11 protein-coding genes are annotated in these 12732 nt (G+C 42.2%); 7 read left to right on the top strand and 4 right to left on the bottom strand.

The annotated features are described in order from the left end of the window. Positions 1-472: 472 nt before the first annotated feature. Positions 473-1867, top strand: a complete 1395-nt coding sequence (locus tag FHS86_RS06190) for an O-antigen ligase family protein (RefSeq protein ID WP_429412106.1) — start codon at positions 473-475, stop codon at positions 1865-1867. Here the strand turns inward: FHS86_RS06190 and FHS86_RS06185 are convergent. Further along, positions 1862-2914 (bottom strand): glycosyltransferase family 4 protein, encoded by a 1053-nt coding sequence (locus FHS86_RS06185; protein ID WP_429412105.1) that lies wholly within the window; start codon positions 2912-2914, stop codon positions 1862-1864. The genes FHS86_RS06190 and FHS86_RS06185 overlap by 6 nt on opposite strands. A gap of 313 nt (positions 2915-3227) precedes the next feature. Here FHS86_RS06185 and FHS86_RS06180 point away from each other — a divergent pair, with 313 nt between their 5' ends. From FHS86_RS06180 to FHS86_RS06160, 5 genes are all read left to right on the top strand, one after another. Further along, a complete protein-coding gene (locus tag FHS86_RS06180; RefSeq protein WP_429412104.1) occupies positions 3228-3821 on the top strand; it encodes a LemA family protein in 594 nt (197 codons plus the stop codon). 75 nt (positions 3822-3896) lie between these two features. Then, positions 3897-4337 (top strand): TPM domain-containing protein, encoded by a 441-nt coding sequence (locus FHS86_RS06175; protein ID WP_429412103.1) that lies wholly within the window; start codon positions 3897-3899, stop codon positions 4335-4337. A gap of 7 nt (positions 4338-4344) precedes the next feature. Further along, positions 4345-5151, top strand: a complete 807-nt coding sequence (locus FHS86_RS06170; RefSeq protein WP_429412102.1) for a TPM domain-containing protein — start codon at positions 4345-4347, stop codon at positions 5149-5151. 141 nt (positions 5152-5292) lie between these two features. Next, positions 5293-7239 (top strand): putative porin, encoded by a 1947-nt coding sequence (locus tag FHS86_RS06165; RefSeq protein WP_429412101.1) that lies wholly within the window; start codon positions 5293-5295, stop codon positions 7237-7239. Between the two features lie 179 nt (positions 7240-7418). Beyond that, positions 7419-8909, top strand: coding sequence for an MltF family protein (locus FHS86_RS06160; protein WP_429412100.1), 1491 nt, complete (start codon positions 7419-7421; stop codon positions 8907-8909). On the opposite strand, the gene FHS86_RS06155 is transcribed toward FHS86_RS06160, so the two are convergent. The 3 genes from FHS86_RS06155 to FHS86_RS06145 are packed head-to-tail and all read right to left on the bottom strand — an operon-like array spanning position 8809 to position 11834. Then, positions 8809-9495, bottom strand: coding sequence for an NUDIX hydrolase (locus FHS86_RS06155; RefSeq protein WP_429412099.1), 687 nt, complete (start codon positions 9493-9495; stop codon positions 8809-8811). The genes FHS86_RS06160 and FHS86_RS06155 overlap by 101 nt on opposite strands. A 37-nt stretch (positions 9496-9532) precedes the next feature. Then, positions 9533-10783 (bottom strand): ABC transporter permease, encoded by a 1251-nt coding sequence (locus FHS86_RS06150; protein WP_429412098.1) that lies wholly within the window; start codon positions 10781-10783, stop codon positions 9533-9535. Positions 10784-10826: 43 nt separating this feature from the next. Next, complete coding sequence (locus tag FHS86_RS06145; RefSeq protein WP_429412097.1) at positions 10827-11834, bottom strand: lysylphosphatidylglycerol synthase transmembrane domain-containing protein; 1008 nt, start codon at positions 11832-11834, stop codon at positions 10827-10829. 118 nt (positions 11835-11952) lie between these two features. Between FHS86_RS06145 and rsmA the strand changes: the two genes are divergently transcribed. Beyond that, entirely contained in the window at positions 11953-12723 is a 771-nt protein-coding gene (gene rsmA / locus FHS86_RS06140; protein ID WP_429412096.1) for a 16S rRNA (adenine(1518)-N(6)/adenine(1519)-N(6))-dimethyltransferase RsmA, read from the top strand. Positions 12724-12732: the final 9 nt, after the last annotated feature.

Genomic DNA, 12732 nt, shown 5'->3' with positions numbered 1-12732 from the left:
GCCTGTTGCCATCGCGCTCATTTGTACAATTGCTTTCAATTGCTTCCTATTGCTTTCCATCGCTTTCCATCGCTTTCCATCACTTTCCATCGCTTCCCACATTCCTTTGCGCCTCCGCGCCTTTGCGTGCTTTCTTATCCGTCTTTGGGTGCTTTCTTATTCCTGTAAAGTTATTTCAGCAGAAAAGTACTTCGTTTATTGCTTGAAGCATATTTAGTTGTAATTTTGACACCCATATTGAAATTGCATTAGGGAGATTAATTGATTGAAGAGATAAGCGCAGATGTTTTTTAAGCAGAATAGTTCTCGAATCAGCTACTTGCTTGTAGGGGTATCGATCGTTTTATTTATCGGTTTTGGATTTTCGGAGGCCTTAATTAGTATAGGGTCAGGATTGGTGTTTCTGCACATTTTTTTCAACGCTGATTTTCATAGCATAAAAACAAGTTTGGCAGCTAAAAAATCACTGTGGATGCTGCTTGCTATTTTTGCTTTTTACCTGTTAGCTTCGATTGGAACGGATGATAAGTCGTTGGCAATTTACGAAATAAACCGAAACTTGTTCTGGATTTTAATACCGGCCGGGATTGCTTTAAGCCCAAAACTAAAACCTGCAAACTACTGGAATTTGCTTTTTATTTTCGCGATTATAATTACCTTGGCCACCTTTACTACCACGGTTAATTATTTCATAAAGAGTTATTCGCTGGTAAATTTCAGAGCCGCGTCACTGGTTCGGCATTCTTCCCTTTCAATTTATACTGTTTTCTCTGCATTCATTCTCGTGATTGGCTACAAATCGGGCGAGGGCTTTATTAAAAAGCTGAATATTTATTCTGTAATTGTTTGGGTTATCTGGATGATTTTATTCCTATCTGTTCAGAAGTCTTTATTGGGTATTATAGCCCTGTTCTCAGGCGTTTTTATGTTCCTTCTAATTCACATTTACAGGATCAAAAACAGGCGTACCAAAAACCTCTTGCGACTTACGATGACCATTGCCGTACTGATTCCTATTCTGTACTTAAGCACTGCTACCTATCAATTCTATGATATAAAGGAAAAAACACCCGAGCTGGAGTTGAATACGGAATTGGGAAATCCATATTCTTTCGATTTAAACAATAAAACAAAGGAAAATGGAAACTATGTATATTGGTACATTAGTGAGCGCGAATTAAAAGAAGCCTGGAACGAACGTTTTAAAACAAGTATCGACGAAACCACTATAAATGGAGCACCTGTTTACGATATTCTCATCCGCTACATGACCAGTATGGGGCTGAAAAAAGATGCCTCCGGCATTGCCGCTCTTAGCAACGAGGATTATGAGAACATCATGAACGGAGTGGCCAATCACATCTTTGTGGATATGAAATATTCATTTTATCCCCGCATCTATCAAACCATTTGGGAACTTGATATCTATTTCAACTCGGGCGATCCCAACGACAAATCGCTTTCGCAGCGCATCGAATACATGAAGGCGGCCTGGCTGATTATTAAAGAAAATCCGCTGGGAATTGGAGTGGGGAACTGGCGGATTGAGTATGCAAAGGCCTTCGATGAAATGGATTCGGTTCTAAAACCCGAGCTTAGAATCGAAGCACACAACCAATACCTGAGTTATACTATCAAGTTTGGAATTATTGGAGCTGTGATTTTGTTTGCCCTCCTTCTCTTTCCATTATTTATGGAACGAAAGTGGAAAAATACGCTGATGGCTGTTTTTATTACCATCGTTGCAACAGTTAGTCTTGGCGATAACCTTTTGGAACTGCATTCCGGTTTGTCCTTCTTTACCTTTTTCTATTCCCTGATACTTTGGCATAGTCCGGTTGATGAGCATGAACGACCTGGCTCATAATTCTAGTAAATGCTGATAAAGCTGAATGTAGCTGTCGACGTTTGTTTTCCAGGTAAACGAATTCGCATAAGCCGTTTGTTCACCGATGGCGGTAGTGCTGTTTTCAAATTTTTCTGTTCCTTCTTCATATACCTTAAGCATGTGTCCGGCATCGAAGTTTGTCCAGAAAAAAGCATGACGGCCACCAATTTCCTTTAAACTGGTTTTATCGGAACAAAATACAGCTTTGCCACATTTCATGGCTTCTATCACAGGTAGTCCGAATCCTTCAGCAATCGATGGAAAAACAAAGGCTTTACAGTTATGATATAGGTAGCTTTTTTCAGCTTCGCTCACCGGCCCGGGAAGAATCACTCTGTTTCTTAAGCCCCTTGTCAAAATTTCCTTTTTGAGATAAGCACCATAGGAAGTATTGTTTTCTCCTGCTATTATCAGACTAATATTTTCTGGTAATTTCCTCATGAAGGGAAGCAATACATGAAAATTCTTTTTGTTCAGAAACTGACCAATGGTGAACAGAAACGGACTTTCGGGGCACCAGTCAGGTCGGGGGGACGGATCGGCCAGTGCATTTACCCCATTGTATATTACCTGCGTAATTTTTGACGCTGGAATGCTGAGATGCCTGAAACATTCTTCGCGGGTGAAATGTGAAATAAAACCGATGGCATCGGCCTTATCAACTGCCGATTGGACCATTTTGTGATATTTCTGCTGCTTCTTTTTATTCTTGGTGTACAGAAAATTAAGATCATGAATGGTCAAAACTGTTTTACGTGCTTTCCTGAATGAGAATTTTGGCAACTGGTGGAGCACATGACAAATAGCGTATTGCTGCATGTACGAAGAATCGAATTTGCGCCAGGTATTGAGCCTGACGGTTGGAGCATTCGACAGGTGCTTTGGCAGTGAAGAGCCAGCAAGCAGATAGGAGAAATCGAGCGCACTGTTCTGGCTCAGCGCTTCGGTAAAGTCGAAACTTACCCGTCCCAGCCCTCTGTTGGGGTACTTTAAAAGCTCGGCACATATCAGTACTTTGTTCTTCATGCTGCTAAATTAATGAATTGTTTTTATGACAAGCTGTCATCACAGTACTTGTTGGTTTGCTTTTTGTGCATAAGCCAAATATGCAGTTTGTCGGTAAAATACCACCGTTACCCGATTGTCGTATTAACTGGCAACAATATATTTTTACATTGTGGCTTTTATAGCCGAAAATTAAATTCATTTAAAAAGAAATATGAAATGAGCATCTGAATGAAAACAAACCAGAAGTTTCTAAATTGCGAGGAACGGAGTTCATTGGAACAGAGTGGTGTTGTTCTCATTTGATGTCTTTTATAACTTAACACTTAAGCAGATGAAAAAGAAGTCAATTATTGTATTGGTCGTGATTGGTCTGGTGATTTTATTCACTTACAGCAGCGTGAAAAATTCTTATAATAAAATGGTGAGCATGGAAGAAGGTGTTACAGCACAGTGGTCGCAGGTCGAAAATGTATACCAGCGCAGGGCCGACCTGATTCCTAATCTTGTGAATACCGTTAAGGGATATGCCTCGCATGAACGCGAAACCCTCGAGGGTGTTATTAATGCACGTTCGAAAGCGACCCAGGTTACCATCGATCCTTCGAAGCTGGATGCCAATGCACTGGCTAATTTTCAACAGGCGCAGGACGGACTTTCATCAGCTTTGGGCCGTTTGATGGTCGTAATGGAGCGTTACCCCGACCTGAAAGCCAACGAGAATTTCCGCGACCTGCAGGCACAGCTTGAAGGAACAGAAAACCGGATTGCTGTTGAACGACGCAAATTCAACGAAAGTGCGCAGGGCTTCAATACCTATATTCGTACCTTTCCACAGTCGGTTTATGCCAATATCTTCAACTTTGAAAAGAAAGCCTATTTTGAGGCAGCACAGGGTGCCGACAAAGCACCCGAAGTACAATTTTAGCATTGATTTATTTCAAGATAATTTTCCCGCCGGTTCATTTATATTGAACTGGCTTTAACCCATAAATAAAAAGAAATGACAATACCTTCAGCCTTTTTTAGCGAAGAGGAAAAAGAAAAAATCAAAAAATCAATCGAGACAGCCGAATTAAATACTTCGGGTGAGATCAGGTTGCATGTTGAAAAGAAATGCGGCGAAAATGAGCTCGACAGGGCTGCTTACTGGTTTGAACAGCTTGGCATGCATAAAACAGAACTTCGCAACGGTGTACTATTTTATTTGTCGATCGAAGATCACAAATTTGCCGTATTGGGCGATGTTGGCATCAATGCCAAAGTGGATGAAAACTTCTGGAACGAAACCAATGCCCTGGTGTTGGGCTTTCTAAAAGAAGGTAAAATTGCCGAAGGTTTGAGTGTTGGAATCATTCAGGCCGGATTGCAGCTTAAGAATCATTTTCCTTATCAAAAGGACGATGTTAACGAATTAGCCAATGATATTTCATACGGAAAATAGACATTCAATGAAACAATTATTCACGATTGCTTTTTTACTTCTTTCCTCAGTAGCACTAATGGCACAGGAACTGCCCAAACGTCCTGAACCACCTACACTGGTGACCGACTTTGCCAACCTGCTGTCGCCGGCCGAAGAACAGCAGCTTGAGCGCAAGCTGGTCGATTTTTTTGCGTCGACATCGACCCAGATTGCTGTGGTTACACTTAATGACTTAGGAGCTTATCCGGCCTCCGATTATGCCTTCATGCTGGGGGAAGCATGGGGCATTGGCGATCAGCAATTTGACAATGGCATGCTAATATTGCTCAAAGATAAAAGCAGTGATTCCGATGGCGAAGTGTTTGTCGCAGTGGGTTATGGGCTCGAAGGAGTGATCCCCGATGCTACAGCCAAACAGATTGTCGAAAACGAAATGATTCCGAGCTTTAAGGCAGGACAAATGTATCAGGGAATCGACCGTGCCACCAGTGTAATGATTGAACTCACCAAAGGTGAATACACTTATCAGCAATATGCTGAAAATGCAGGTGGCGGTGGTTTCAATCCCTTCCTTCTTTTTGTGTTGATTTTCTTTGTTTTCCCTATATTATTCGGACGGCGCCGACGCAGTTATTACAGTGCCGGAAACAGGAGTAGTCTGCCATTCTGGCTTGCCTTGGGAATGTTCAGTGGAGCAGGTAGAAACCATTCAGGTCATTTTGGTAATTTTCAAAGCGGCTCGGGCTCATTTGGAGGTGGCAACAGCTTTGGCAGCTTTGGCGGCTTTGGCGGCGGGAGTTTTGGCGGCGGTGGTGCAGGTGGCAGCTGGTAAATACCAGCTACAAGTAAATTAAAGTTTATTAACATCCTGTTTGATAAAAAACGTAGAAGTTTTTCGTTTTAAATGCACAAAGCCTCAATTGGTAGTGTCCTGAGGGTTTTGCAACATAATCTTTTCTATATCTTTGTGCACATGTTGAAACGCATTACACTTTTCATCTTGCTGGCGCTTTTGGTTCTTTTCGCATCCGGACAGGGATTTGATCAATTGTCTGCACAACAGAATGATACCAGCGAGACGGTGACTTTGGAAGAGGCCGCGGAAATCGAGCAAAGGCTCTCAGTATGGAAGCTTACGAATCACTATGGACATGAAAGTTATGAATTGATTGATACTTCGACCATCAACTTTCATATTCATCATCCCATTTTTCAACAAAGTATTTCAAACAATTACCTGGGCTATGTGGGGGCCCCTTATGAGTCGAATCTTTTTTTTCAGCGGGAGGATGGTGGTGATTTCTACTTTATGAAACACCTGCAGGCCTATTACAAGGAAGCGGCCGAAACTCGTTATTTCAATACAACTACGCCGTATGCCAGTCTCATGTACGATCAGGGTAAACAGGGAGGGCGCAATGCCGAGCAGGTTTTCGAAGCTTTTTTTACCCGAAATATTGATTCGATTACCAATTTTGGTTTTCATTACGATGCCATCAAAAACAAGAGTCAGTTTAACTATCAGGAGGCCATTCATAACGATTTCAACGTATTTGTTTCGCGTAATGCCGAGCGTTACAATAGTTACATCAGTTTTATAAAGCGTAACAATAATCTGGTGTTAAATGGAGGAATTCGCGATACCATTATACGTCCTTCTCTTAAGCCGGCCGATTATGCAGTTGGGCTTGTTCAACCTTTCAGATCCGATAACAAGTCATTTACAATTTTCACTTCACATGAATATCTGATGGGGCAAATCCCCTTTCTGCTGCCGGATACCACAATGAATGACTCACTGCTCGCGGAGTTTGTTCCACGTTATGCCATCCAGTATAGTGTAGTATTTGATCATTATAAGCGTTTCAACAACGAAAGTACTGTTGACGTAAACTATTTTGATAATACCTGGTTCAGTACCAGCAATCATATCGATTCGTTGCGCTTTACGAAATTCTCCCACCTGCTGCAGTTGAAGATGTTTGAAAATGAAAACCGGAAATTTACTTTCGGAAAAAGGGTTTTTGCCGAGAATGAGGTGGTAAGGGCAGCACATCCGTTGCCCGAAGGAAATCGCACTTATCGATATTCAAATTTGTATCTGGGCGGTGAAATTTACAGTCGGAAAAATGATATGTTTCAATGGGATGCGACTGCCCGTTTTGCTCTTTTGGGACGAAACATTGGCGACGCGAGTGTGATGGGCTCGGCTGAAAAGAGCATTCACATGTGGGGAGATACTACGCTGCTAACAGTAAGCGGAGGGTACCGTGATTTTTCGGCCAATATTTTCCAGGAACACCTGTACAGTAATCACTTCAAGTGGGACAATGATTTTAAGAAACAACATGAGGTATTGATCCGTTCGGCTTTTTACTATCCGCGAATTCATGCATCCATGGGGTTTAACTATGCATTGATCAGCAACTACCTTTACAACAACACCATGGCCATACCCGATCAGTATGAAGGTGAATTTTCGGTAGCGGCTTTCTGGCTGAACAAGGAGGTGCTGTTTGGTCGCTTTGCATGGTCTAATAAGATGGTGTGGCAGGGTGTTTCGAACAGCAGTGTATTGCGCCTGCCTCAATGGAACTTTTATTCCAGCCTTTATTATTCTCATTACCTGTTTAAAGTGATGAAAATTCAGCTTGGAGTCGAGGCATATTATCACACCCGCTTTATGGCCAATGCTTTTGAACCCTCAACAACAACTTTCTATTTGCAAAACGAGCGCGAAACAGGAGCTTATCCGCTTATTAATTTGTATGCCAACGCAAAGTTGAAACGAACCAGTGCTTTTGTCAAATATGAGCACGCCAATAGCTGGTACAAAATGGGCGAATCATTCAGTACACCGGGCTATCCCATTGAGCAAAGGGCACTTCGTTTTGGCTTTTTATGGACCTTTTACGACTAATTTACTTTTCCCTTAGGTTAATTATCCTTTCATCCGGCATGGTTTTGGCTGTAATTACGATATTTTAGTCGTTATTTGCAGCATGTTCTGCTAATCGGTTAAAACCATTTAGTGACTTAATCGTTTTATTGTTAGTATTTTCAGTTAATGAAAATAATTGTCGAACGAAAAACTATAGTTTGAAGAAACTTATCATTATTACCTTTATTCTCATTGCCGGCCTGTCATCTTGTCATTCAATCGGAGGCAAAAAAAATCAGGCTCAGAAACTGAAAGTTGCCCAAAAGGCAAAGGGAAGTGAGTTAAAGCGTATCAAAGAAGTGGATGAACTTAAGGTTGTAGTCGATTACAATTCAACCAACTATTTTGTATACAAAGGGCAGCCGATGGGATTTCAGTATGAGCTGCTCAAAGCCTTTGCCGAAGATCTGGGGGTCGACCTGCATCTATTTGTAAGCAATAATCTGGAAGAAACTTTCGAAGGACTCAACAGTTCAGAATACGATCTGGTAGCCAAAAATCTTACCGTAACAAAGGATCGAAACCGCATTGTCGATTTTACCGAGCCACTTGCTTTAACCCGCCAGGTGCTTGTTCAACGCAAAGCCGATGGTTTCGAAGGCATGTCGGAAAGTGAAGTTGAAGAAAGCCTGATCAGAGAACAGCTTCAACTTGCCAATAAAACCGTGCATGTTCAAAAAAATACAGTTTTTGTACAAAGGCTGAAACACCTTTCTGAAGAAATTGGTGAACCCATTCATATTGTCGAAGACACCATTTATGGTGTTGAACAGCTCATTGCCCGTGTGGCCTCGGGAGAAATTGAATATACGGTGTGTGACGAAAATGTGGGACTTGTCAATCAAAAGTATTATCCATGGATCGATGTAAATACTCCCGTAAGTTTCAATCAAAAATTGTCGTGGGCCGTACGGAAAAACTCACCCGAGTGGAAGGCCTACATCGATGAGTGGATTATCGATTTTAAAAAAACCAGCCAATATCGTCAGATTTACAATAAATATTTCTCGGGGAATCGTAGTTCACGCATTGTTCGGAGCGAGTACCACTCAATTACAGGTGGAAAAGTATCTGAATTCGACGACCTGATCAGGGAAATTTCCTCAGCTTTTGGATGGGACTGGCGGCTGATTGCAGCCATCATTATGCAGGAGTCGGGTTTTAATCAGTATGCCGAAAGCTGGGTGGGAGCCATGGGGCTGATGCAGCTGATGCCACAAACGGCCAGTCAGTACAATGTTGACGACATTATTGATCCCCGTGAAAACATCAGGGCCGGCCTTGAATACCTGACCTGGCTCGACGAAGTATTTCAGCCCATAATAAGCGATAAGGACGAAAGGCTCAAGTTTGTGCTGGCTTCGTACAATGTAGGTATCGGGCATGTTATGGATGCCCGTAAGCTGGCCATGAAGTATGGTAAAGATCCATCGGTTTGGAAAGACAATGTTGATATTTTTATTCTCAAAAAATCAATACCCGGTTTTTATCGCGATCCTGTGGTGAAATGGGGGTATTGTCGTGGTGAAGAACCCTATAATTATGTAATTAAGGTGTTGGATCGCTATGGACATTATCTGAATGTATTGCCCGATGAGAATAATGTTGCCTTAGTATCGCTTCCAGTTCTGCAAGAATCATGGAGGTAGCTCCCCAAACAATATGGCCATTGATTTGATAACAAGGAACATCGATGCTTCCTGTCGATGTATTCACTTTTTGATTGATCTGGTTTTGTGTATTGAGCAGTTCACGAAGGGGAATGGTGAGTAACTGATCAACTTCCTGATGATTGACTACAAAATCAGGTTCATGCTCACAATAACCTACATAAGGATGAATCAAAAAATTGCTCACCGGTACATACAGCGGGGATAAACTACCGAGTAGCTCAATTTCGGCAGGGGCAATTCCAATTTCTTCGTGCGTTTCGCGCAGTGCCGTCTTTAGTGGTTGCTGTATTTCGTTTTCTTCTGCCCTGCCACCGGGAAAGCTGATTTGTCCCGGATGATGGCGCAAGGCTTTGTTTCGCTTTGTGAGGCAGATGTAAATTTCGTTTTCTTTCCGATACAGCAAAGCCATCACCGCACTTGTCTTGATGTTTTCTTTCGAGGGCGGAAGGTCAAGAGATCGTCCGGCAGGGCGCATTCTTTCGTGCGCTGCACTTCCCGGTAAGGCTCCGTTTAAAGCGGCAACAAGTCCTTCAATATTGAAAATAGGGTTATTTGCGTTCATTGTTTTTGTTAAACAGAGCAAACTGTTCGCTTGTTCACTACTCAATGGCAATTGCTTCGACGGGCGAAATCTTTGAGATGAGCATCGATGGGATAAGTATCATGGCCAACACCGCCAACAAAGTTCCTGCATTAAGTAAAATGAGGTAAAGAATGTTGAAGTGAATGGGTACAAAATCGAGATAGTACGAAGCAGGGTCGAGTTGGATTAGCTTGGTCGTATATTGAAGTAAAGCCAGTCCGATTCCAATAACATTGCCCCAAAACAGGCCTTTAACTGCCAAAAGGGCCGACAGGTACAGAAACACTTTTCGAACGCTGAAATTGGGATAACCAAGCGCTTTAAGAATGCCTATCATTCGGCTGCGCTCGATGATGATGATGAGCAGCCCCGAAATCATATTGATTCCTGCCACCGCAATCATAAGTGCCATTAGAACCCAAACATTCAGATCGAGCACCGAAAGCCAGTCGAAAAGCATGGGGTATTTCCGGTCGATGCTGTAAACTCTTAAAATTGACTTTTCAGTGGCATTGTTCATCGTGATTTCGCGCAATTGCATGAAAACAGGTTCGAGCAGTTCAAAGTCGGAGATGTAAAGCTCGTAACCGCTTATTTCGCTGCTGTGCCATCCGTTGAGTTGCTGAATTTGACGCAGATCGCCCAAAACAAAAAGATCGTCGAATTCTTTAAGACTGGTACGGTAAATTCCACTGATGGTGAAACGTCGGTTTCGGGGGGTGTTCTGACCTTCGTTGTAAAAATAACTGTAAAGATAATCGCCGGTCTTAAGCTGAAGGAGCTTCGCCATATTTTCAGAAATCAGCACCTCGTTGCTGCGCTGCTCTTTGGTAATTAGCGGAAGTTTGCCATCCACCAGGTTTTTACTGAAAAAGTCCCAGTTGTAATTGAGTCCGGCACCCTTGAGTACCATGCCGTGAATTTCGGTATCGGTTTTAATGATGCCGGGTTTGGTGGCAAAAAACTGGATGTCCTTTACCTCTTCAATTTTTCTGAACTGCGCTATCAATGCAGAATCGATGGTGACCGGTCGTGTTTCGAACGAAAAGTTGGCATCGTAGTTTACTACCTGATAGTGAGCTCCAAAACCAATTACCTTGTCTCTGATTTCCTTTTTAAAACCTAGCAAAACGACCACCGAAACAATCATAACGGCCAGACCAACCGAAATACTGCCTACTGCGATCGATACAATTTTACTGGCAATCCCCTTTCGGTTTCCGTTTTTCGAAAAAACTCTGCGTGCTATAAATAGTTCGGTGTTCAATTCCTGTTGGTTTTTAAAGATGTTGTTCCTGCATCGATGACCGTTATTGTTGTTGATTTACTTTAGGATGATAATTGCGGTTCACTATGGGTATGAGTATAATACAAACAGCCCCCAAAAACAAAATCATCACGTTCATGCTCGAATGAGCAAGCAGGGCAAACAGCTTTCCGTCCACACTTTCGATACCATAAAGTCCCAGTGCCTTTTCGGCCATAAAATGCCAGGCTCCAATTCCGCCCTGCACCGGGGCAACCATTCCAAAACTGGCCATTACAAAGGTAAGCAGTGCAGCAAGAGGCCCCAGATTGCTGGTAAAGTCGAGACTGAAAAAAATCATGTACAACATCATGAAATACATGAACCAGATAAAAAAGGTGTGTGCTATGTATGCTTTGTAACGCCGCATCGAAAATACCGATTTGATACCTGCAGCAAAATCCTCGATGAAGGTAAGCAGTTTATTTTTACCGCCTCGCTTCTTGTTAATTTTAATATAGACCAGCAGCGCAGCGATCAAAACAAATACAGCTATCCACAAAATGGGAGAATGAAGGATCGCCTGGATATTTTCCATTACCTGGGGGTTTTGCCGGCCAAAGTGTAGAATTTTGTCAAATTGGAGTACCATAACAAGAAGTAACATCAAAAGCAGCATCAGCATGTCGATGATTCTTTCGGTTACAACAGTACCAAAAAGTTTGGAAAAGGGAATTTTCTCATATTTCGACAACATGCCACAGCGCACAAATTCTCCCATGCGTGGCAACAACAGGTTCATGAAATACGATACCATTACCGTAATAAAGGCATTGATGGTTTTGGGATTTTCCCCCAAAGGTTCAAGGGCTATCTTCCATCGCAGCGTACGGCTCACATGACTCAACAAGCCAAATAACAATGAAATAATAACCCAGAAGTAATTGACATCGTTAACAAGTGTATGCCAGATTTGTGAGAAATCCTGATCGCGATACACCATCCAGAACAGAAATACCCCAAGTGCTGTGAATGCAAGATATTTCAGAATGTTAAAAATCTTTTTCTTCAAAACTACTTCGTTTAGCAATGCTTTCTTAAATTTGCACTGTACAAAATTACACTTTTGTTTTAATCAGCAATAAAGAACATTAGTAAACATAAATTTGAGATGAGCGACCCTGACCCTTATGACAGTTGTAAAGCCAAAGAAGAATCTGGGCCAGCACTTTCTTACCGACAAGAACATTGCCCGTAAGATTGTTGGAAGCCTGAAGTCTGATTGTTCCAACGTACTGGAAATCGGACCGGGAACAGGAGTCCTGACTCATTTACTTTTCGAAAATACCTCGCGGCATACACTCGCCGTCGACATCGACAGGGAATCGATCGATTATCTTAAGAAGCAATATCCCGAGCATTCATCTCAGATTATTTATGCCGATTTTTTGAAAATGGACCTTGGAGAATTATTCTCTGAAGGTAAATTTGCAGTAATTGGTAATTTCCCATACAATATTTCATCCCAGATTTTCTTTAAACTGATCGACTTCAGAGACGATGTGCCCGAGGTGGTTGGGATGATTCAGAAAGAAGTGGCCGAAAGACTTGCTTCTCCTCCGGGTTCAAAAGTATATGGCATTCTGAGTGTGCTCTTACAGGCATATTACGATATTGAATATTTGTTTACGGTGCATGAAAATGTTTTTCAGCCTCCGCCTAAGGTGAAGTCGGCCGTAATCAGGCTTACCCGCAACAAGGTGGCTGATTTGGGCTGTGATGAAAAATATTTTAAACAAATCGTGAAGACAGCGTTTAATCAAAGAAGAAAGATGTTACGCAACAGTCTGAAATCATTAATTGGGGATGATGGGTTTTCACACCCGTTTTTAGAAAAGCGCCCCGAACAGCTGTCAGTAGCCGATTTTGTAGCATTAAGCAACGCAATTATGCACCATTAAAACAAAGAA

Origin of the sequence: Roseimarinus sediminis (genome assembly GCF_050433125.1) — a bacterium.
GTDB classification, from domain to species: Bacteria; Bacteroidota; Bacteroidia; order Bacteroidales; family Prolixibacteraceae; genus Roseimarinus; species Roseimarinus sediminis.
Note: the sequence above shows the minus strand (reverse complement) of the source record. Positions and strands in the feature narration are given on the sequence as shown.

What these genes read in the sequence shown, in the direction of transcription:
- FHS86_RS06190 (WP_429412106.1), top strand. Translation starts at nt 473, where the DNA reads ATGCTGCTTGCTATTTTTGCTTTTTACCTGTTAGCTTCGATTGGAACG.
- FHS86_RS06185 (WP_429412105.1), bottom strand. Translation starts at nt 2,914, where the DNA reads ATGAAGAACAAAGTACTGATATGTGCCGAGCTTTTAAAGTACCCCAAC.
- FHS86_RS06180 (WP_429412104.1), top strand. Translation starts at nt 3,228, where the DNA reads ATGAAAAAGAAGTCAATTATTGTATTGGTCGTGATTGGTCTGGTGATT.
- FHS86_RS06175 (WP_429412103.1), top strand. Translation starts at nt 3,897, where the DNA reads ATGACAATACCTTCAGCCTTTTTTAGCGAAGAGGAAAAAGAAAAAATC.
- FHS86_RS06170 (WP_429412102.1), top strand. Translation starts at nt 4,345, where the DNA reads ATGAAACAATTATTCACGATTGCTTTTTTACTTCTTTCCTCAGTAGCA.
- FHS86_RS06165 (WP_429412101.1), top strand. Translation starts at nt 5,293, where the DNA reads ATGTTGAAACGCATTACACTTTTCATCTTGCTGGCGCTTTTGGTTCTT.
- FHS86_RS06155 (WP_429412099.1), bottom strand. Translation starts at nt 9,495, where the DNA reads ATGAACGCAAATAACCCTATTTTCAATATTGAAGGACTTGTTGCCGCT.
- rsmA (WP_429412096.1), top strand. Translation starts at nt 11,953, where the DNA reads ATGACAGTTGTAAAGCCAAAGAAGAATCTGGGCCAGCACTTTCTTACC.